Origin of the sequence: Roseovarius indicus (assembly GCF_008728195.1) — a bacterium.
GTDB classification, from domain to species: Bacteria; Pseudomonadota; Alphaproteobacteria; order Rhodobacterales; family Rhodobacteraceae; genus Roseovarius; species Roseovarius indicus.
Genome location: NZ_CP031599.1, coordinates 245,844 through 262,541, shown reverse-complemented (window position 1 = coordinate 262,541; position 16,698 = coordinate 245,844). Strand labels below are relative to the sequence as shown.

Genomic DNA, 16,698 nt, shown 5'->3' with positions numbered 1-16,698 from the left:
CAATCAAGACATCGAAGAGGGAAAAAGAATATGTCTGACCGTTACGCGAAATATGACAAGTTGAAGTTTGACTACCCGGCGGATCGCGTCCTGCGCATCACTTTTGATCGGCCCGAGACGTTTAACTCGGTCGATGCCGAAACTCACACCCAGATGACGGATATGTGGATCGACATCGACCGCGACCAGGATATCAACTCGGTGATCGTGACCGGCGCGGGCAAGGCGTTCTCGGCCGGAGGCGATTTCAGCCTGATCGAAAACATGATCGGCAATTCGCACGAGATCATGAAGACGTGGAAAGAAGCCAAGGACCTCGTCTACAATATCGTCAACTGCAACAAGCCGATCATTTCCGCGATCAACGGCCCTGCGGCCGGGGCGGGCCTTGTGGTTGCCATTCTCGCCGACATCTCGATCGCCGGGAAGAAAGCCAAGATTGTCGATGGCCACCCGCGGCTGGGTGTTGCCGCTGGCGATGTCGCGGCGATCATCTGGCCGCTGCTGACCTCGATGGCCAAGGCGAAGTACTATCTGATGACCTGCAAACCGGTGTCGGGCGAAGAGGCCGAGCGCATCGGCCTTGTGTCAATGTGCGTCGAAGATGACGAGCTGCAGCAGATCGCCTTGGACACGGCCGTCGAACTGGCCAACGGGTCGCAAAGCGCGATCCGCTGGACCAAGTATTCGCTGAACAACTGGTTGCGTCAGGCCGGTCCGATCTTCGATGCCTCGACCGCGCTGGAAATGCTTGGCTTCATGAGCGAGGACGTCAAAGAAGGTGTGCTGTCGCACCGCGAGAAGCGCGCACCGAACTTCCGCAAGGACTGCCCGCTCTAAAGTCTGATCGGACGAGGAGGCATGGACATGTCTGAAGATATTTATCGAGATATAGCTCAAGCCTATGCCGATGCGGCCAAAATGGCATCTGGTCTCAAATCGCGGTTTACGGCTGCCGGATTCGATCCGGCAGCCGTCACATCGTTGGCGGACCTGTCGCGGCTGCCAGTGATGAAGAAGGAAGAGCTTCTGAAGATCCAGCGTGATAACCCGCCTTTTGGCGGGTTCCTCGCCTCTGGTCTGAAGGATGTCGGGCGGATCTACGTGTCCCCCGGCCCGATCTTCGAACCGGCACTTTCGGGCGGTGTCGGCCACGGCCTTGACCTGCTGTTCAAGGCGGCCGGGATGGGGCCGGGGGATATCATCCTGAACACCTGGATGTATCATCTGGTGCCGGCAGGCTTGCTGTTCGACGAAGCGGCACAGTCCGTCGGGGCCACGGTGATCCCCAGCGGTGTCGGCAATACCGAGCTTCAGGCCCAGATCATCGTTGAAACCGGTGTGACTTCAATCTGCGCCTCGACCGCGTTTTTCCTGACGCTGGCGGACAAGGTGATTGAAACCTATGGCCGGGATGCCTGGACGGTGAAAACCGCCTTCCTCGGCGGTGAGATGGGCGACTGGATGGCCAAGCGCCGCCGGATGGAGGCCGAATATGGCGTGTCCACCTGGGCCGCCTATGCCACCGCCGATCTGGGCCTTGTCGCCTATGAGGATGGCGGCGAAGGCTATCTGGTTCATCCCGACCGCGTGGTGCAGATCTGCGATCCGATCAGTGGCGAGCAGGTAGCCCATGGCGAACCGGGCGAGGTTGTCGTGACCGCGCGCGATGCCAGTTGGCCGATGATCCGGTTCGGCACCGGCGACAGCGCCTTTGCTCTGGAAAGCAATGAAGATGGCAGTGTCGGCCGCATTTCTGCGTTGCAGGGCCGGGTCGGCGCGGCGGTCAAAGTGCGCGAGATCTTCGTCTATCCCCGCGTGATCGAAGAAGTCGTGATCGTGACGCCAGGCGCAAAGGCCGCGCAGGCCGTGGTGACGCGCGAAAGTGACCGTGACATGATCCGGCTTTCGCTTGTGCTGGAAGACGGCGCCGACGCCTCAGCTGCGGAAACAGCCGCAGCTGAGGCCTTCAAATTGCATGCCAGGATCCGTGCCGACGCGGTGAGCGTTGTTGCGGAACTGCCCGAGAATGCAGAACTGATCATCAACCAAAAAGACGGCTGAGATCGCTTCTCAGTCATCTGCGATAGTGGCAGGATCAGATGGGCGGCTGGGCAACTTGCCGCCCTTTTTCGTCAGGCGCAGAGCCCATCTTTGGCGGCATGGTATTCCCGGACGAGACGGTCAACATAGTCCGCTGTCGTCGTCACCGCGCCGACCGCACCGATCCCCTGACCGCTGCCCCAAATGTCGCGCCAAGCCTTCGGGCGGATGTCGCCGGTGGCCAAATTCAATTTGTTGCCGTCACCGGTCAGGTTGTCAGGATCAAGCCCAACCGCCCGGACCGACGGTTTGAGATAATTGGCGTTCACGCCGCTGAAATGGCTGGTGTAGAGAATGTCGTCCGCGCCGCTGTCAACGATCATCTGCTTGTAATCCTCGGAGGCGACGGCTTCGGTTGTCGCGATGAAGGGCGACCCGATATAAGCAAAGTCGGCGCCTATGGCCTGCGCGCCCAGTACGGAGCTTCCGGTGGCGATGGATCCCGACAGGGCCAGCGGACCGTCGAACCATTCGCGGATCTCCTGAACCAGCGCAAAGGGCGACAGGGCACCCGCATGGCCACCCGCCCCGGCGCAGACCGCGATCAGTCCGTCAGCCCCCTTGTCGATGGCCTTCCTGGCAAACCGGTTGTTGATCACGTCGTGCAGCACGGTGCCGCCGCAATCATGTGCCGCCTGGTTCACGTCTTCGCGTGCGCCCATCGAAGTGATCCAGACTGGCACCTTCCAACGGGCACATATCTCGACGTCGCGTTCGACCCGATCATTCGAGCGGTGCACGATCTGGTTGACCGCAAAGGGCGCGGCGGGCCGGTCGGGATTGGCCTGATTATGTGCGTCGAGCTCTTCGGTGATGCGTTTGAGCCAGGCTTCAAGCAGGGGGGGCTCGCCGTCTTTTTCGCGTGCGTTCAGGGCGGGAAAACTGCCGATCACGCCGGCTTTGCATTGGGCGATGACAAGGTCGGGCCCGGATACCAGGAACATTGGAGAGCAGATCACGGGCAGGCGCAGATGGCCGAGAAGAGTGTCGGAATACATGGTTTCGGTCTCTTTGCCGGTTCATCAGGACGTTGCGCGGAGCCGCCGCCAGCGCATCTCTGGCCAGATCGAAACACCGCGGCCCTGAGACCGCAACGGAAAAAACGGGCGGCATCCATTTAACACAAGTCTGTTTTCCGGCGCTGGCCTGTAGCTTGTTGGCACAACCCGCCTTTAGCGTGTTCCCAGGAGATCCATTTCCGGGAGGAGGAAGCGGTGCCCTTGCTTTACAAATGCTCAGAGGGTGTCGGTCGGATGACGTTCGACTTCCCCGAGAAGAAGAATGCGCTCGACCAGGCCGCGCGCAAGGAGATGGAGCGCATCGTCACGGAAGTGCGCGATGACGACCGTGTCCGCGCGCTGCTGATCACCGGAACCGGTGGCGCGTTTTGCGCGGGCGGATACCGCCGACGTGTTGATCGAGAATTCCCGGCCCGGTACGATGGAAAAACTGGGTATCGGGTGGGAGACGCTCTCGGCTCGCAATCCGCGCCTGGTCATGGGGTCGGGCAAGGGCTACGCCGCCGATTCCGTTTACCGCGATGCACCGGCGATGGATTTCCCCATTCAGGCGCTGACCGGGCTGATGTCGGTAACCGGGTTTCCTGATGGCTCGCCGATGAAATGCGGCGCGGCGATCACCGATTTTCTCGGCGGCGTCCACCTGTTTGGCGGGATCATGGCGGCGCTGCATGCACGCGGCACGACCGGGCGCGGCGACTTCGTTCAAATTGCCATGCAGGACGTGACGCATCACGCGCTGGCGTCCAATATCTCCAGCTTCCTGTTGGCACCTGACGGGTTTGCCGACCGTGCCGGCAACAGCCAGGCGGTGCTCAAGGTCGCGCCCTACGATCTGTTTCCGGCGCGGGACGGGCAGGTGGCGATCATGTGCCTTAATGATCGCCACTGGCAGCAATTGAGCCGCGCGATGGGGCGCGCCGATCTGGCCGAGGATCTCGAACTGGCCGAGGGCCCCGCGCGCTGTGCGCGGCGTGCCGAGGTCGATGGCTGGGTCTCGGAATGGACCACGCAGCATAGTCGTGCTGAGATTTTCGAGGCTTTGAGCGACGCCAGTGTGCCGGGCGCGCCGGTGCGCACCCTGGCCGAGGTGGTTTCGGACGATGACATGCGCACCCGCGGGCATGATCCACGATCTTCCGCATCCGGATCTGGGCACGGTCCCTGTGCCCGGGTTGCCAATGAAATTTGCACGTCACAACCACGTGCCCCCATACCCGCCCCGGCAGCGGGTGCCGATACGGCACGCGTACTGGGCGCATTTCGCCAGGCCGGGCTTTCCACACTCTCAGAGGACAAAAACTGACATGTTCAAGCTCGATCCGGAACTGGAAGATTTTCGCTCGGAGGCCCGCAAGCTGGCCGAACGGGAATTCGCCCCAAAGGCCGCCTATTGGGAAGACAAAGAGGAATTTCCCGCCGCCAACCGCGACAAGCTGGCCGAGCTTGGCTATCTGGGCATGTTCATCCCCGAGGAATACGGCGGCTCCGGCGCGCCGGTGGTGCAGGGCACCGTCTTTCTGGAGGAAATGGCGCGGGTCTGTTTCAACACCGCGCTGGTCTCGCAGCTTTACCTGAACGGTCCGTCGCGGGCGATCAGCGTTCTGGGCAACGACGAATAGAAAAAGCGGTTTCTGCCGGACATGGCGGCGGGCAGGAAATTCATCGCCATCGCCATCAGTGAACCCGAGGCGGGGTCCGCGGTCACCGATCTGCGCACCACGGCCACCAAGGATGGCGACGGCTGGGTGCTGAACGGCAACAAGTGCTGGTCCACCGGCGCCCATGTGGCCGATTACGCGCTGGTCTTCTGCCGGTTCGGCAAGGCCAGCGGGGCAAGGGGGATCGGCGCTTTCGTTGTCGATCTGAAGAAACCCGGCGCGCGGATCGGCCACATATCGCTGAAAATGGGCGGTCGGGGCCTGACCGAGGCCGAGATCATCCTTGAAAACTACAAGGCCGGCCCCGAGGACGTGCTGGTTGAGGGGGATCCCGAAAGCTCGCGCTCCTTCGCGCTGCTGATGAGCAGTTTCGGCCCCGAGCGTGTGGGCAATGCGGCGATGTGCGTGGGGCTGGCGCAAGGTGCCTTCGAGGCGGCCAAGGAATATTCGGAGATCCGCCATCAGTTTGGCCGCCCGATCAACGAATTTCAGGGCCTCCAATGGAAGATCGCCGACATGGCGACACAGATCCATGCGGCACGGCTGATGGTCTATCGCGCCGCCACCAACCCCGCGCCGAACGGCTTTCCCGACCCGATGGATGCAACCATGGCCAAGCTCTACGCCAACGAAATGGCGCAACGGGTCACGAACGAGGCGCTGCAGATCCACGGCCACAACGGCTATACGCGTGAATACCCGCTGGAACGCATGGTGCGTGACGCGCGCGGCTTCGCGCTTGGCGGTGGCACCGTTGAGATCCTGCGCAACACCATTGCCGCCATGGTCTATGGCCACAGTTTCAACCAACGGCGGGGAGGGTAGGGCGCATGCATCCTTCAATGCTGACCGAGGAGCAGATCGCGCTGAAGGACTCGGCGCGCAAGCTGGCGCTGGGTGAATTTCGCGACCGGGCCGCGCGCTGGGACCGGGAGGGCATCTATCCCGATGAAAACCACCATCGCCTGAGCGAACTTGGCTATCTGGGCATGACCATCCCCGGCGAATATGGGGGGGGGATGCCTCGCTGGTCGATTGCTATCTGGTGATCGAGGAACTGGCGAAGGTGGATTTCAACACCGCGCTGATTGTCCATGATCAGAACGTCTCGCCCCGGATCATCGCCACCTGCGGCAGCGAAGAGCTGAAGCGCGCCTTCCTGCCGCGCTTCGCGGCGGGCGAGATCGAATGCGCGATTTCCTGGACCGAGCCCGAGGCAGGCTCGGACGCCACGGCAGTGACGACCTCGTTGCGGCGGGACGGCAATGACTTTGTGCTGAACGGCGGCAAGATATTTACCACCTTCGGCGACCGGGCCGATTACCTTCTGGTCTATGCGCGGTTCTGCGACAGCAAGGGGGCGCGGGGCATTGGCACGGTTCTGGTGGAACGTGACAGCCCCGGCGTGACGGTGCACATCCTCGAACAGAAGATGGGGGCGCGCGGCTGCAACGAATGCGAGATCCACTTTGACGACGTGCGAGTGCCGGCGGAGAACATCGTGACCGAGGGTCTGGCCGAGAATTCTAGCGGCTTTGTCCGTCCGCTGGGTGTCTATAACGGCACCCGCGTCGGCATGGGGGTTCTGGCGCTTGGCGTGGCCGAAGGTGCGTTCGACCTGGCCTGCGACTACATGAAAACGCGCCGCCAGTTCGGCAAGGCGCTGTCCGACATGCAGGGCCTGCAATGGATGATGTCGGACATGAAAGTGCAGATCGAGGCTGCCCGGTCGCTGTGCTACACCGCGCTGTCGCTGATCGACCGGGGCCAGCCCGATCCGACCCTGTCATCGATTGCCAAGGTCCAGGCCACCGAGATGGCACAGCGCGTAACCCACGACGCGATGCAGATGTTCGGCGGCTACGGTTATTTCGGCTCGTTGCCGCTGGAGCGGATGGTGCGGGACGTGCGGATGCTGACGATCACCGGAGGCACGACTCAGATCCACAAGAACGGGATCGCACGGGCGCTGTTTGCCGACTGACAGATTATTGCTGAGGGGAGGGACGGTCATGGAAAGTGACATCACAGTTGAACGCAAGGACGGTCTGGCCGTCGTGTCGCTGAACCGGCCGGACAAGCTGAACGCGCTGACCATTGAAATGCGGGTCGAGCTCATGGAGAGCTTCCGCCAGATGCACACCGACCCCGAGATCCGGGCGGTGCTGCTGAGAGCCGAGGGCCGTGCCTTTTGTGCGGGCGCGGATATTTCGACCATGGGCAAGGACGATGTCTGGGGCGACCGTGCGCGTCTGCACCGGGCGCACCAGATGATCCTGTCGATCTACAACTGTGAAAAGCCGGTGGTGGTGGCGGTGCGCGGTCCCGCGGTGGGGATCGGGCTGAGCATGGCCCTGGCCTGCGACGTCCTGCTGCTTTCCGAGACAGCGAAACTTGGTCAGGTCTTTCGCAAGATTGGCCTGGCCCCGGATGGCGGCGCGGCGTTCTTTCTTCAGAATCTGATCGGGCGACAGCGGGCGACAGATCTTGCCTTCTCTGCCCGGCTGGTGCCGGCGCAAGAGGCGCTGAGCCTGGGGCTGGCGAGCCAGGTGCATCCGGACGACGCGCTCGATGACGCCGCGGCGGACTATGCGGCAGACCTGGCGGCAGGCCCGACTTTTGCGCTGGCCGGAGCCAAGCGGCTGATGCGCGCCGCGCTGCAACCTTCGCTTGAGAGCTTTCTTGAAACCGAAGCCATCATCCAGGGACAAATCATCAAGAGCGCAGACCACGCCGAAGGCATCGAAGCCTTCCTGAGCAAGAGACAACCGGTATTTCGAGGGGCATAGCCGTAGGGCCCGCGACCTGACCATGACAGGAAAGAAACATCGATGTAATCAGTAATTGCCCGACTTGGATGGGTGTCGCGGATCATCACCTATGCCGCGACGGCTCTGGCGGCCCTGATGATGGTCCATGTCACGCTCGACGTCATCCTGAGCCAGTTCATCGCAGAGCCACTGCCGGGAACGGTGGATTACGTGTCCTACTATTACATGGTCGGGTTGGTCTTTCTGCCGCTTCCCTTCGTCGAATATACCAACGAGCACATCAAGGTCGACCTGATCCACGATATGCTCCCGACAGGGGCGAGGACCGCTTTCGACATGCTGGCTCTGGCACTGTCTGCGGTGTTCTACGGGCTGCTCACCTGGCAAACCTGGATAGACGCTGTCGAGAAATATCTTATCGGGGAGAAATCCATGGGCATGGCCGCGCTTACCGTCTGGCCCGGCCGCTTCTTTCTGCCCCTTGGAGCGGGGCTGATGGTGCTGCTCTTGCTGGCGAAGCTGACCCAAAGGCCATTCACCGACGCTGGCATGGCTGGTCCCAATCACGACATGTACGAATAGGAGCGGGACGGTGAGCTTTTTCCAGATCGGCCTTTGCGGCATCGTTTTCGTCATCCTGCTGGTTTTGCTGCGCGTTCCGATCGCGGTGGCCTTGGGCATCGTGTCCTTCTTCGGGTTCTGGGCCATGCTGGGCAGCGGCGCGGCCTTCGGCCTGCTGACCGCCGTGCCATATGACTTCGCCGCGCACTGGACGCTGAGGTCGATCCCGATGTTTCTGTTGATGGGCTACGTCTGTTACCAGACCGACATCACGCGCGGGATCTTCAAGGCCGCCCGGGTCTGGCTGTCGTTCCTGCCCGGGGGGCTGGCAGTCGCCAGCGTGGGCGGCGCAGCGCTGTTTTCGGCCGCGGCGGGCTCCAGCTTGGCCTGCGCCGCGGCGATGGGGCGGATCGCGGTGCCGGAAATGCTGAAGCGCGACTACGATCCCGGGCTGAGTACCGCCGTGGTTGCCGCGGCCGGCACCATGGGCTCACTCATCCCGCCGAGCATCCTTCTGATCATCTATGGCATTTTTGCCGAGGTTGCGATCAGCAAGCTGTTTCTGGCTGCGATCGTGCCGGGCGTGCTGACAATGCTGGGGTACTGGGCCGTGATCATCATTCGTGCGCGGATCAACCCCGCACTTGCGCCGCCCGCCGCTCGACGAAAGTGCCATCTGGTCCGAACGGCTGGAGGCCCTGAGCGAAACATGGCCTGTGATCTTGCTGGTGCTGGGTGTTTTTGGCGGTCTGTTCACCGGGATATTCACACCGACACAGGCTGGCGCTGTCGGAGCGGCCTTGTCCTTCGTGATTGCGGCGGCGCGCGGCACTTTGAACTGGAAAGTTTCGAAAATCGCGCTGATGGACACTGCAAAAATGACCGCGGCGATTTTTATCATTGCGGTTGGTGCCAATCTGTTTTCCCGGTTTCTGGCAATCAGCGGTATCCCCGAAGCGATGTCAGACCTGGTGATCGACCTGGGGGTGAGCTATGTAATGCTGGTTTTCGGCACGGCGGTGCTTTTTTGCCTGTTGGGCATGATTCTAGATCCGCTGGGCATCCTGCTGCTGACGCTACCCGTTCTCCTGTCGATTTTTGAGGCGAACCATATCAGCCTGATCTGGTTTGGCGTCCTTGCAACCAAACTGGTCGAGATGGCGCTGATTACGCCGCCGGTGGGGCTCAACGTCTTCGTGATCAAGGGTATAGTCGGAGACGCGGTTCCGATTTCGCTGATTTTCAAAGGCGTCATGTGGTTCTTGGCCGCGGATGTGGTGGTCCTGATCATCATGGTCGCGTTCCCCGAACTGATCATGTTCCTGCCGGAGCTTGGAAGTTGAAACTGCCGTGATGAACCCCGCGCGACAGCGGGACTTTGACAAAGAGGAGGAGACCACATGAGACTGACGAAAATCCTGACGATACTGGCGACGGGTGCCGTACTCTCGGCCACGCCCGCCCTGGCCGAAAAACGGGTGACGGTAAGCAACTGGACCTCGCCCAATCACGCGACATCGCGCGGTCATGCCGCCTTTGCCGATATGACCGAGGCCGAATTTCAAGATGCCTTCGACTTCAAGCTGTTTGCCGGCGGTGCCCTGCTCGGTGCCAAGCCGACGTTGTCTGGCCCGCGCGACGGCGTGGCCGATGTGGGCCTGCTGGCGCTGACCTATTTCCGCTCGGAAATGCCTTATGCGCAGCTCGTCGCCGATATGGCGCTTCTGGGCGAGGATCATTACGCGATGCTCGGTGCGACCAGCGAATTTGTCATGCTGCATTGTCAGCCCTGCAAGGACGAATTCGCCGCGAACGGCATGGTGGCCCTTAGCGGGATCAGCACCGCGCCCTACGTGTTGCTGACGACCCAGCCGATTGTGACCATCGAGGATATGCAGGGCGTCAAGCTGCGCACCGGCGGCTCGGTCTGGGATCGCTGGGCAACCCGCCTTGGGGCCGAGCCCGTCAACGTGCCAACGAGCTAGATGTATGATACGATGAGCCACGGCGTCGTCACCGCCGCGGTGCAACCGGTGGGGGCGCTCAAGGGGCATAGCCTGATTGAAGTTGCCAAGCACCTGACGGAGCTGCCGCTGGGCACCTATCATTCCGGGTCGATCTTTGCCCTCAGCCCGATTTTCTGGAAGTCCCTCTCAAGTGAACAACGGACACAATTCACCAAGAATATCCCCGACGCCGTGGCGCAGACGGCGGTCAATTACGAAACCGATGATCTGGATGTGCTGAAAGAGGCCGCTGACCTTGGACTGACGGTTCACGAACCTTCGCCCGAGTTTCTTCAGGATCTGGTCGATTTTCGCACCGCAGACCTTGAAGAGATCGCCCGCATCTCCCGCGAGGAGCGCGGCATCGAAGATCCCGAGCCGCTGATCGCGACCTACCGCGAGCTGATCGAGAAATGGCATGGTCTGGTGAAGACGCTGCATCCGATTCGCGACAATCCGAAGCCCTTTGCCGATCTCCTGCGCCAGGAAATCTACTCCAAGATCGACCTGGACACCTACCCGAACTGAGTCACCTCAGGCAGAAACGCAAAGCGGCCCTCTGTAAGGAGGGCCGCTTTCGTCTTGTCCGATGGCCTGGTCAGAGCGTGGCTTCGGTGCCCAGGATGTTCGTCACCTGGCTGGACAGGACACCGCCGTTGCCGTGGGCCAGGGCCAGCTTTGCGCCGTCGATCTGGCGGTCTCCGGCTTCGCCGCGCAGCTGCCGCACCGCTTCGACCAGCGTGAAGATGCCGTACATGCCGGGATGCACGCAGGACAGCCCGCCGCCGTTGGTGTTGACCGGCAGATGACCGCCGGGCGCGATGCCGCCACTTTCGACGAAGGGGCCGCCCTCGCCTTTCCTGCAAAAGCCCAGATCCTCAAGGAACAGGATCACGTTGATGGTGAAGGCATCGTAAAGCTCCACCACGTCGATATCCGACGGGCGCGCGCCCGCCATTTCCATGGCCGCCGCACCCGACTGCGCGGCCCCGGTCACAGTCAGGTCCGGCATTTCGGAAATGTCGCGGTGGGTGGTGCCTTCGCCGCCCCCCAGCAGATAAACCGGTGGCCTGGGGTGATCCTTCGCCGTCTCGGCCCGCCGCATCACCAGCGCGGCGCCACCGTCGGTGACAAGGCAGCAGTCGCGTACCCGTAGCGGATCCGAGACCAGCCGCGAGGCAATGACATCCTCGCGCGTCAGCGGATCGCGAACGAACGCTTCGGGGTTCTTTTGCGCCCAGGCGCGGGCGGCCACCGCCACGTCGGCCAGTTGTTCCCGCGTGGTGCCGAATTGGGTCATGTGACGGTCCGCGGCAAGCGCGTAGGACGACAGCGGGAATATCGGCCGGTAGGGGGCCTCGTAGGTTGGCGGGCCGAGCGCGGTCATCAGCTTGCCCGAGGCGGTGCGCTGGTTCGACCCGTAGGCGATCAGCACCGTGTCGGCGAGCCGCAACTCCAGCAGCATCGCGGCCCAGAGCGTGTGCGACAGAAACGACGAGCCGCCCATGCGGTTGTTCATGGTGAACCTGGGGTTCAGCCCCAGTTCCTGCGCCAGCGTCAGCCCCGACAGCATGTCCAGCGGCTGGCAGGTTGCGATGGCGTCGACGTCGCAAAGCGAGACCCCGGCATCGGCCAGCGCGTCATGTACGGCTTCGACGGTGATCTCCATCGCGCTCTTGCCATGGGCCTCGCCACAGCCGGCCAGCGCCGCTCCGACAATGGCGGCTTTTCCCCGCAAACTCATCCTGCACCTCCTTCGGGCCGGAACACGACAGCGGATTGACCGTCCGCGCCTTCGCCGATCGACGCGATTACCCTTAGCCCGGCGGCAATTTCGTCATGCGCGATGCCGTCAACGCGCGACATCATTCGAACACCTTCTTCGAGGTCCACCAGCACCACGTTATAATCGCCGCCGCGTTCGGGCTTTCGGCGCACAACTGTCCGCGCATAGATCGTAGCCTTGCCCGAGGGCGTAACCCATTCAAGGTCTGCGCTGCCGCAGGCTGGGCAGATCACGCGCGGATGAAAGACATGCGTGCCGCAGCTGCCGCATTTCTGAATCTCGAAGACGCCCTCGGCCAGCTTGGCGGCAAAGACGGCGTCGGGCCCCGGACCCTTTTCCATGCCTGTCATCTCAGAACCCGATGTGGTAGCCGCCGTTCACGCTCAGGTGCTGGCCGGTGATGTAGGCTGCCGCGTTGGACAACAGGAAACAGACCGGCTGCGCCACTTCTTCAGGGGTGCTCATACGGCCCATCGGGATCTGTGCCATGTATTTGTCGGCAAACTTGTCCGATCGGATCGTTTCAGTCATCGGTGTTTCGACCATTCCGAAACAGACCGAGTTGACGTTGATCCCGTAGCGGCCCCATTCGCGCGCGGCGCTCATCGTCAAGCCGAGCACGCCGGACTTGGCGGCGCCATAGTTGATCTGCCCGATGGTGCCGCGGCGGCCGGCATCGGAGGAGACGTTGACGATGGCGCGGCGTGCGGAGCTGTCCGGGTCCTTCTGGGCCTGATCCCTGTAGTAGGTGCCCACAGCCTGAAGGCAGGCGAAGACACCGGTGAGATTGACGTCGATGACCTGCTGCCATGTGGCGCGGTCCATCTTGTGGATCATCGCGGCGCGCACGATGCCGGCGTTATTCACCAGCCCGTTGATGTCCCCGAATTCGTCAAGGCTGAACTTCACCAGTTTCTCGGGAAAGTCCGGGTCGGCCACGTTCCCGACGAGGGCGCGGGCATTGCCGCCGATCTTCTCGGTGGTTTCCTTGACGCCGTCTTCGTTGAGATCGTTCACGACGACCCTGGCACCCAGATCGGCCGCCAGTTCCGCCACGCCGCGACCGATCCCCTGTCCGGCGCCGGTGACGATCACTACCTGATTTTCCAATGACATCGGGTTGATCATTTCTATCTCCTTACTACGTTCATTGGTTGAAGATCAGTTTCCGCCGCTCGGCTCGGGTTGGCCCGAGGGCGGTGTGACCCGCTTTATCACGGCATCTCCATGTGCCAGACGACGCCCGTCCTGATTGACGACCTCGCCCTGCACGAAGATCAGTTTGCGCCCACCACCGACAATGCGCGCGCGTGCCGTCAGCACGTCGCCCTCGACCGCCGGGCCGACAAAGCTGGTGGTGAGAGAGAGCGTCAGACAGCGATGACCGGGACGGCCTTCGCCCGCAAAAGCCGCGCAGAAGGTGACCGCGTTGTCCAGCATGGTTGCGAAAACCCCGCCATGGACCGCGAAGGCGCCATTCAGGTGGTCATGGGTGATCGTCAATTGCAATTCCGCCATGTCATCGGACCAGGAAATGAATCGGACGCCCAGCAAGGCGTTGAACGGGGCGGGAACCTCGGGTTTGCCATTCTGTGCGCTCATTTCAGGTGGCCTTTCGGTTGCGCGAGAACGTCACGATGACCGCCGCCAGCGCCGTCACCGCTATACCGACGCCCACCGCCGCAGCGATCGGAATTGCCAGCATCGCGGTCGAGGGAAGGGCGAAGGCCAGACCGGCAATCCCGAGCAGAAGCCGCGCAATCGTGCCCGTGGGACCGGGTTCGATACGGCCGACGCCCAGCAGGTATCCCTGCAATCCGGCGCAGATCAGCAGAACGCCGATACCCGCGCGCAGGATTGTCAGGGCACTGTCGACGAACCCTGCCTGGAGGGTGTACGCAGGATCGAGGACGAAGAAGAAGGGCACGATATAGATGATGGTGCCCAGCTTCATCGCCTCATAGGCCGCAGCGAAGGGCCGGGCTTGGGCAATCGCCGCCGCGGCGAAAGCCGCCAGCGCTACGGGTGGGGTGATGTAGCTCAGCATACTCCAGTAGAGGATGAACAGATGCACGCCGATCGGGTCGAGCCCGCCGGCGATCAGGGCCGGGGCCAGAGACACCGCGAGGATGACATAGGCGGCCGTCACCGTCATGCCCATCCCGAGGATGAAACTGGTCAGGGCGCCGAGAAGCAGCAGCAGGAAGGTGTTGCCGCCCGCGATGAAAAGCAGATCATTGGAGATCGTGCCGGACATGCCGGTCACCGCCAGTCCGCCGACAATCAGCCCGACCGCCGCGAGGATCGCCACCAGTTCGACAAACAGCCGCCCCGTCGCCGCCAGGAAGTTCATCAGCTCCTGCCGGCCCCAGCGCGATTTCGACAGCAACTGGTTCAGAACGATCAGCAGCGCGGTCGCATAGAACGGGGCGATTGCCTCGCGCTTGAGATAAAGCAGCATCCAGATGAGAAGCCCGAAGACGGCGAGAAAATACCAGCCCTCGCGCAGTACATTTCCGAATCTGGGAAGATCGGCGCGGGGCACGCCCTTCAGCCCGTTGCGTGCCGAGTAGGCGTCGATCTGGGCGAAGAGACCGAAAAAATAGAGCAGCGAGGGCAGCACTGCCGTAACCACGATGTTGGTGTAGTCCGTCAGCAGAAAGCTCGCCATGACAAACGCCGTGGCCCCCATGATCGGAGGCATCAGCACCGCACCGGTCGAGGCCGCCGCCTCGATCCCGGCGGCATAGCTGGGCCGGAAGCCCACCTTTTTCATGGCCGGAATGGTGATAGACCCGGTGGTAAGCACATTGGTGATGACGCTGCCGCTCATGGATCCGGTCAGCGCACTGGTCAGGACGCCGACCTTGGCAGGGCCGCCCCGCACATGCCCGAGCGCGGCAAAGGCGAGGTCGATAAAGAACGGCCCCGCACCGGTGTGCTGCATCGCAACCCCGAAGATCATGAAGCCGACAACAAGGTTGACGAAACTGCGCATCGGGATGCCCAGAACGCTTTCGCCGCTCATGGCGTGGAAGATCGCCGTCTCAATCGGCGGGCGCTGGAATCCCTGGATCGGTCCCGGCGCATAATTGGCGATCATAGGATAGATGGAAAACATCAGGATGACGACAAAGAGCGTCCAGCCGCCGGTGCGCCGCGCCGCCACGAGCAGCAGAAACCAGAAGGCGAAGCTGGCAATCACGGCATGGGTGGGGGCCGCGAAATCCCAGCCTTTGTTCACCACGCTGCGCCCGTAATAGACGAAGAATGCGCAAGTTATCAACGCGAGGAGGGCAAGAAAATAATCCCACCATCGCGTTGACCCGTGCGGGTTTGTCTTGCTGCATGGAAAGACAAGGTAGACGAGCGGTAACGTCAGCAACAGCATCACGTAGAGGTAATGAATCTCCAGCAGTCGGACGTTCATGAAGAACCCGAGATTGAAGATATGATTGGCCGACGCTCCAGACAAAAGAAGGGCCGACGCCGCAAGCATCAAACGCAGACCAGTCGGCTGGTTGCTCGTGCCTATCGGCTGTACCGTCGTGGCCTGCGGTTGCTGTGGCATACCTGTTCCCGACTTGTGCGATTGTGGAAAGTCAGCGGAAGTAGACTTCGTGGCCTGCTGCCTCAAGCGCCTCGGCGCGTGCCTTCATCCAGGCGGCGGCAAACTCTTCCTCACCCTCGGGAGCGCCTTCGACAAAACCGCTCCACGCTTCGGAGAGCACCCTTTGCCGGTCCAGCAACTTGTCCTGGTTCTCCTGGTGCTCCGGGGTCCACATGCCCTTTTCCTTGAAGTAGGCGACGCTTCCATCGCTCCACGGCATCACCCAACTAAGGATCTGGCGATCGATTGCATAGGCATTGGCACCGGGGGCCGCGTCCTTGAATTCGTCAAAACCGGCGTCAAGCGCGGCGACGATGTTGCGCACCTCGGTGGCATCCTGATCGGCTTCGGTGACGAGGATCGGATAGGGGTATTGCGCCATGGGCAGCGGTGCCTTGGGGTCGATCCCCGGCCCGACCGACACCATGTACGGCGTCACGTAAGGCGTTATTTTGGTATAGCGGGCCCAGGCTTCGGTATCCTCGGCGGGGGTTTCAAGCCACTTGATACCCCGCGGGCTGGACTCGATCTGGTAGTTCACAGTGGTGGTTGTCAGCGCAAAGGCCGCATCGACGCGATCCTCAAGGATGCCCTTGAGAGAATTCACATAGCCCGAGAATTCAACGGCTTCGACATTGTCCCATGTCAGATCCGCAAAAGCCAGCAAACCCTCCATGTTGACGTCGATCGCGGGCGAACTGGTGGCGCGGCCGACTCGTTTGCCCTTGAGGTCGGTAATCGTCTCAATGCCGGCATCGGCGGCGACAACCACGCCCAGGCCATAGTCGCCGACAGCCTGAATAACCGCCCGGATCGGCTGCGGCCCCCATTTCGGCGCAGCAAACAGGAACACGCCCTCGCCGGCGAAATAGGAGGCGATTCCGCACAGGCAGTAATCCACCGTGCCATTCTTGAGAGGCGTCATCCGCGAGACATCGTTGCGCCCCGGAAGCACTCGGATCGTCGTTCCAAATCGGTTGCGCATCATGTTGCCGATGGCGATGGAATGTGCGTGGCCGGCTGATCCCGTGTCATAGGCCGACCAGGTGATGATGTCGGGCAGTTCGATGTTCTGTGCGCCGACCGGTGCGGCCATCGCCAGACACCCGACAGCCGCGACGCTTGTCCATCTGAAGTTCATGGTAGTCTCCTCCTTGTTGGTTATTCGGGCTCAGTCGGCA

15 protein-coding genes and 4 pseudogenes are annotated in these 16,698 nt (G+C 62.0%); 12 read left to right on the top strand and 7 right to left on the bottom strand.

Going from position 1 to position 16,698, the window contains the following annotated elements:
- The first annotated feature begins 30 nt into the window (after positions 1-30).
- Entirely contained in the window at positions 31-840 is an 810-nt protein-coding gene (locus RIdsm_RS27550) for an enoyl-CoA hydratase/isomerase family protein (protein WP_057817207.1), read from the top strand.
- A 27-nt stretch (positions 841-867) separates the two neighbouring features.
- Complete coding sequence (locus RIdsm_RS27545; RefSeq protein ID WP_236553333.1) at positions 868-2,064, top strand: phenylacetate--CoA ligase family protein; 1,197 nt, start codon at positions 868-870, stop codon at positions 2,062-2,064.
- A 71-nt stretch (positions 2,065-2,135) separates the two neighbouring features.
- Here the strand turns inward: RIdsm_RS27545 and RIdsm_RS27540 are convergent, their stop codons facing one another.
- Positions 2,136-3,101, bottom strand: coding sequence for an NAD(P)H-dependent flavin oxidoreductase (locus tag RIdsm_RS27540; protein WP_057817202.1), 966 nt, complete (start codon positions 3,099-3,101; stop codon positions 2,136-2,138).
- 255 nt (positions 3,102-3,356) lie between these two features.
- Here RIdsm_RS27540 and RIdsm_RS30650 point away from each other — a divergent pair.
- The 10 genes and pseudogenes from RIdsm_RS30650 to RIdsm_RS27500 form a co-directional block, all read left to right on the top strand.
- A pseudogene (locus RIdsm_RS30650) lies at positions 3,357-3,446 on the top strand (enoyl-CoA hydratase/isomerase family protein); the annotation flags it as partial.
- Between the two features lie 97 nt (positions 3,447-3,543).
- The gene (locus RIdsm_RS27530) at positions 3,544-4,428 is read left to right on the top strand and encodes a CaiB/BaiF CoA transferase family protein (protein ID WP_082647423.1); all 885 of its coding nucleotides are present in this window, start codon (positions 3,544-3,546) and stop codon (positions 4,426-4,428) included.
- 1 nt (position 4,429) lies between these two features.
- Entirely contained in the window at positions 4,430-4,744 is a 315-nt protein-coding gene (locus RIdsm_RS30645; RefSeq protein WP_236553325.1) for an acyl-CoA dehydrogenase family protein, read from the top strand.
- 21 nt (positions 4,745-4,765) lie between these two features.
- Positions 4,766-5,608, top strand: coding sequence for an acyl-CoA dehydrogenase family protein (locus RIdsm_RS27525; protein WP_236553324.1), 843 nt, complete (start codon positions 4,766-4,768; stop codon positions 5,606-5,608).
- A gap of 5 nt (positions 5,609-5,613) precedes the next feature.
- Positions 5,614-6,203 (top strand): annotated as a pseudogene (locus tag RIdsm_RS30945) (acyl-CoA dehydrogenase family protein); the annotation flags it as partial.
- A gap of 12 nt (positions 6,204-6,215) precedes the next feature.
- Positions 6,216-6,767, top strand: a complete 552-nt coding sequence (locus RIdsm_RS30940; RefSeq protein ID WP_420854143.1) for an acyl-CoA dehydrogenase family protein — start codon at positions 6,216-6,218, stop codon at positions 6,765-6,767.
- A 28-nt stretch (positions 6,768-6,795) separates the two neighbouring features.
- Positions 6,796-7,572: an enoyl-CoA hydratase/isomerase family protein gene (locus tag RIdsm_RS27515; protein WP_057817196.1), complete on the top strand. Its 777-nt coding sequence runs from the start codon at positions 6,796-6,798 to the stop codon at positions 7,570-7,572.
- A 72-nt stretch (positions 7,573-7,644) separates the two neighbouring features.
- Positions 7,645-8,136 (top strand): TRAP transporter small permease, encoded by a 492-nt coding sequence (locus tag RIdsm_RS27510; protein ID WP_236553322.1) that lies wholly within the window; start codon positions 7,645-7,647, stop codon positions 8,134-8,136.
- Positions 8,137-8,146: 10 nt separating this feature from the next.
- Positions 8,147-9,458 (top strand): annotated as a pseudogene (locus tag RIdsm_RS27505) (TRAP transporter large permease).
- Between the two features lie 57 nt (positions 9,459-9,515).
- Positions 9,516-10,649 (top strand): annotated as a pseudogene (locus RIdsm_RS27500) (C4-dicarboxylate TRAP transporter substrate-binding protein).
- A 70-nt stretch (positions 10,650-10,719) separates the two neighbouring features.
- On the opposite strand, the gene RIdsm_RS27495 reads toward RIdsm_RS27500, so the two are convergent.
- The 6 genes from RIdsm_RS27495 to RIdsm_RS27470 all read right to left on the bottom strand — a co-directional run bounded on the left by RIdsm_RS27495 (position 10,720) and on the right by RIdsm_RS27470 (position 16,658).
- The gene (locus tag RIdsm_RS27495; protein ID WP_057817194.1) at positions 10,720-11,865 is read right to left on the bottom strand and encodes a thiolase; all 1,146 of its coding nucleotides are present in this window, start codon (positions 11,863-11,865) and stop codon (positions 10,720-10,722) included.
- On the bottom strand, positions 11,862-12,257 hold the full coding sequence (locus tag RIdsm_RS27490) for a Zn-ribbon domain-containing OB-fold protein (protein ID WP_057817193.1): 396 nt from the start codon (positions 12,255-12,257) through the stop codon (positions 11,862-11,864). The genes RIdsm_RS27495 and RIdsm_RS27490 overlap by 4 nt, the downstream gene beginning before the upstream one ends.
- Before the next feature lies 1 nt (position 12,258).
- Positions 12,259-13,035, bottom strand: coding sequence for an SDR family NAD(P)-dependent oxidoreductase (locus tag RIdsm_RS27485; protein WP_057817191.1), 777 nt, complete (start codon positions 13,033-13,035; stop codon positions 12,259-12,261).
- A 33-nt stretch (positions 13,036-13,068) separates the two neighbouring features.
- Positions 13,069-13,509: a PaaI family thioesterase gene (locus RIdsm_RS27480; protein WP_057817190.1), complete on the bottom strand. Its 441-nt coding sequence runs from the start codon at positions 13,507-13,509 to the stop codon at positions 13,069-13,071.
- Between the two features lies 1 nt (position 13,510).
- The gene (locus RIdsm_RS27475; RefSeq protein ID WP_236553318.1) at positions 13,511-15,337 is read right to left on the bottom strand and encodes a TRAP transporter permease; all 1,827 of its coding nucleotides are present in this window, start codon (positions 15,335-15,337) and stop codon (positions 13,511-13,513) included.
- 172 nt (positions 15,338-15,509) lie between these two features.
- Positions 15,510-16,658, bottom strand: coding sequence for a TAXI family TRAP transporter solute-binding subunit (locus tag RIdsm_RS27470; RefSeq protein ID WP_057817186.1), 1,149 nt, complete (start codon positions 16,656-16,658; stop codon positions 15,510-15,512).
- Positions 16,659-16,698: the final 40 nt, after the last annotated feature.

What these genes read in the sequence shown, in the direction of transcription:
- RIdsm_RS27550 (WP_057817207.1), top strand. Translation starts at nt 31, where the DNA reads ATGTCTGACCGTTACGCGAAATATGACAAGTTGAAGTTTGACTACCCG.
- RIdsm_RS30940 (WP_420854143.1), top strand. Translation starts at nt 6,216, where the DNA reads ATGGGGGCGCGCGGCTGCAACGAATGCGAGATCCACTTTGACGACGTG.
- RIdsm_RS27470 (WP_057817186.1), bottom strand. Translation starts at nt 16,658, where the DNA reads ATGAACTTCAGATGGACAAGCGTCGCGGCTGTCGGGTGTCTGGCGATG.
- RIdsm_RS27525 (WP_236553324.1), top strand. Translation starts at nt 4,766, where the DNA reads ATGGCGGCGGGCAGGAAATTCATCGCCATCGCCATCAGTGAACCCGAG.
- RIdsm_RS27475 (WP_236553318.1), bottom strand. Translation starts at nt 15,337, where the DNA reads ATGAACGTCCGACTGCTGGAGATTCATTACCTCTACGTGATGCTGTTG.
- RIdsm_RS27530 (WP_082647423.1), top strand. Translation starts at nt 3,544, where the DNA reads ATGGAAAAACTGGGTATCGGGTGGGAGACGCTCTCGGCTCGCAATCCG.
- RIdsm_RS27490 (WP_057817193.1), bottom strand. Translation starts at nt 12,257, where the DNA reads ATGACAGGCATGGAAAAGGGTCCGGGGCCCGACGCCGTCTTTGCCGCC.
- RIdsm_RS30645 (WP_236553325.1), top strand. Translation starts at nt 4,430, where the DNA reads ATGTTCAAGCTCGATCCGGAACTGGAAGATTTTCGCTCGGAGGCCCGC.
- RIdsm_RS27480 (WP_057817190.1), bottom strand. Translation starts at nt 13,509, where the DNA reads ATGAGCGCACAGAATGGCAAACCCGAGGTTCCCGCCCCGTTCAACGCC.
- RIdsm_RS27545 (WP_236553333.1), top strand. Translation starts at nt 868, where the DNA reads ATGTCTGAAGATATTTATCGAGATATAGCTCAAGCCTATGCCGATGCG.
- RIdsm_RS27495 (WP_057817194.1), bottom strand. Translation starts at nt 11,865, where the DNA reads ATGAGTTTGCGGGGAAAAGCCGCCATTGTCGGAGCGGCGCTGGCCGGC.
- RIdsm_RS27485 (WP_057817191.1), bottom strand. Translation starts at nt 13,035, where the DNA reads ATGATCAACCCGATGTCATTGGAAAATCAGGTAGTGATCGTCACCGGC.
- RIdsm_RS27540 (WP_057817202.1), bottom strand. Translation starts at nt 3,101, where the DNA reads ATGTATTCCGACACTCTTCTCGGCCATCTGCGCCTGCCCGTGATCTGC.
- RIdsm_RS27515 (WP_057817196.1), top strand. Translation starts at nt 6,796, where the DNA reads ATGGAAAGTGACATCACAGTTGAACGCAAGGACGGTCTGGCCGTCGTG.